Here is a 667-nt window from a genome sequence, read left to right as displayed (position 1 = left end):
CACTCATTGGGGCGCGGACCGTACCCGATGGTGTCGCCAAGGTTCCAGACGGTATCAAAAGAGCGGGCAGCGGACAAAACCGTTTCGAGCGCCACGATGTTCGAGTGAATATCCGAAAGTATCAGGATGCGCATAAAGAGACGTCTATCCTCGTAACCCTCTGTATCAGGCAACAGGGCATGACAGACATGATACCACGCCGGGCGCTTTCGTGGGGCGTTACAGCAAGCTGCAACCTGGCTGTAAGGTTTCGTTAATGCCAGGGTTTTGCGTCAACTTCTGCCCGCTCCTATAATACGCCTGAACGTCGTAGCACACAGCGTGCAAGGAGACCCGGCGCGCCATGAGCGAAGCACCGCCAACTGGCCAGGGATATTGCCCATATCTCGGTCTGAAGCAGAACCGCGCTATTCGCTTCTCGTCGCCAACGCCGGAGCATCGCTGCTATGTTGGCGGCGAGCCGGTCGAAATACCGGTGGATCAGAGCACCTTCTGCCTGTCTCGCAATCATGTTCAATGCCCATTATACATGGGTTTAACAATCCCCTCAACGCCAGCAACGATCAGTCCCGCTGGTGCAGCGACTGTCGCTCCCGGCAGTCTGCGGGGATGGTTGGGGACGCTGTCGCCGCGCGACCGCGCGATCTATGCGCTGATGCTGGGGATG

At 57.9% G+C, this 667-nt stretch carries 1 protein-coding gene; it reads left to right on the top strand.

All coding sequences use genetic code 11. The features are described from left to right. Positions 1-343: 343 nt before the first annotated feature. Positions 344-667 (top strand): hypothetical protein (locus NW818_RS13550; protein ID WP_414424850.1); only part of this gene is annotated, 324 nt, incomplete at its 3' end.

It is taken from the genome of Synechococcus sp. R6-5 (genome assembly GCF_047461775.1).
GTDB lineage: Bacteria > Cyanobacteriota > Cyanobacteriia > Thermostichales > Thermostichaceae > Thermostichus.
The sequence above is the reverse complement of the archived record's forward strand: the minus strand, read 5'-3'. Positions and strand labels throughout refer to the sequence as shown.